General features: G+C 69.5%; 1 protein-coding gene. It reads left to right on the forward strand.

The window, feature by feature from the left end; all coding sequences use genetic code 11:
• Positions 1-2,138, forward strand: a 2,138-nt coding sequence (locus NJ75_RS24890; protein ID WP_039338764.1) for a beta strand repeat-containing protein, incomplete at both ends; no start/stop codon positions are given.

The following is a 2,138-nucleotide window of genomic DNA, read 5'->3' on the forward strand; positions in this document are numbered from 1 at the left end:
GCTGGCAGGCGGGACGATCACCGGCGGCACGCTCGATGCCGGCACCAGCATCGCCGTGACCGCAACCGGCGCGCTGAAGCTGGCCTCGGCGCAGGCGGTCGAGGGCATGGCGCTGTACGGCGCAACGATCGATGTGGGCCTGCTGGCTGCGGGGACGACGATCGATCTGACCGGCACCAGCAGCGTGAATATCACGACCAGTGCCAGCACCGGTGGCGTCGGCGCGATCACCATTGCGGCGCCGACGATCACGTTTGCATCGCTGGAGAGCGGCGCGGTCACGCTTGCGGGCGGGACGATCACCGGCGGCGATGTCGGTAGCGACGCGCTGACCGGCACTGCCAGCGGCACGCTGACCCTGCGCGATGTCTTCACGGGCAGGCTTGACCTTACCGCGCAGGACATCGTGGTGCGCAGTGTCCTGGGCGGGACCAGCGGTCCGGGCCACGACATGTCGCTGAATGCCACGGGCAACATCACCGCCGCCTTGATCCAGAGCGGCAACGACCTGTTCATCTCGGCGGCAACGCTCGACGCGACGACGCTCGATGCCGTGCGCGACCTGACCGTCGCGGTGACGGACGGGGCGACGCTCGGCGGGGTCACGGCGGGGCGCAACGCGGGCATCACCGCCGGCAGCCTTGGCCTCGACCTGATCGAGGCGGGGGCCGTCACGATCGGTGTGACCGGCAACGCCGCGCTGGGCAGCGTCCGCGCACCAACCGGCACGGTGGCGATCACCGCCGGGACGCTGGCGTTCGGCGATGTCGCATCCCTTGCGACAACCAGTCTCACGGCAGATGCGATCACCGGCAACCTCGTCGAGGCGGGCACACTCCTGACCGTGCGGTCGGCAGGCGATGTCGGCCTCGGCGATGTGTTTGCAGGCTCGCTGGATCTGACTGCTGGCAACCTGCAGATTGCCAACCTGTTGACGGACGGCGCTGCGCTTGTGCTTGTCGATGGCACGGCGAAGCTTGATCTGGCGAGCGTGGGCCAGCTCGACTATCGCGCCACGACCTTGCGGTTCGGGACCCTCGACACGCTTGGCGGAGCCATCCTTGTCGGCAGCAGTGTCGCAGGCGATGCCGTCAATGCCGGAACCACATTGTCGATCACCGCGACGGACCTCACGGCGACGGGCCTTGCGGCGGCGGGCGACGTGACGCTGACCGTGACCGACACGGCAACGCTGGGCACGGTCACCTCGAGCGGCGGTTCGGTGTTCATCGACCCTGCGCTGCTGACGTTCGATGCGATCGGCGCTGCGGGCGGCATTACGCTGGCAGGCGGGACGATCACCGGCGGCACGCTCGATGCCGGCACCAGCATCGCCGTGACCGCAACCGGCGCGCTGACGCTGGCCTCGGCAACGTCTGGCACGACGATGACGCTCGGCGCCGACAGCGTGCAGGCAGGCACGGTCGATGCAGGCGGCGATCTGGCGCTGACCGTGGCGGGTGGCGCGGTGCTGACTGGTGCGGCGACGTCCGGTGGCAATGTCTCGGCGCAGTTCGGCACGCTCGACTTCACCACGCTTGATGCCAGCGGCCTGGTGAGCCTGGAAGGCAGCGATCTTGCCGGCAGCAGCATCCGTGCAGGGACGAGCCTGACGGCGCTGCTGGGCGGCAGCTATGCGGTTGGCGGCGCGAGCGCGGGGACGGACCTTGCGCTTCAGGCGGCCAGTGCCAGCGGCACGTCGCTGGCCGCACTGGGCAATCTCGATGCGACGGTGAGCGGCCTTGCCGATATCACCGACATTGCCGCAGGTGGCGATCTGTCGCTCACGGCGGGCACGCTGCTGGCAACGACGATCAGCGCCGATGGCCTGATCGCGGGCAATGTCAGCGGCACGGCGACGCTGGGTTCGGCCACCGCCGGCAGCACGCTCGACTTTACCGCAGGCAGCCTCACGGCGACGAGCCTGCAATCGGCGGGCGACCTGACGCTGACCGTGACTGACACGGCAACGCTGGGCACGGTCACCTCGAGCGGCGGTTCGGTGTTCATCGATCCGGCGCTGCTGACGTTCGATGCGATCGGTGCTGCGGGCGGGATCACGCTGGCAGGCGGGACGATCACCGGCGGCACGCTCGATGCCGGCACCAGCATCGCCGTGACCGCAACCGGCGCGCTGA

Origin of the sequence: Novosphingobium subterraneum, from assembly GCF_000807925.1 — a bacterium.
GTDB classification, from domain to species: domain Bacteria; phylum Pseudomonadota; class Alphaproteobacteria; order Sphingomonadales; family Sphingomonadaceae; genus Novosphingobium; species Novosphingobium subterraneum.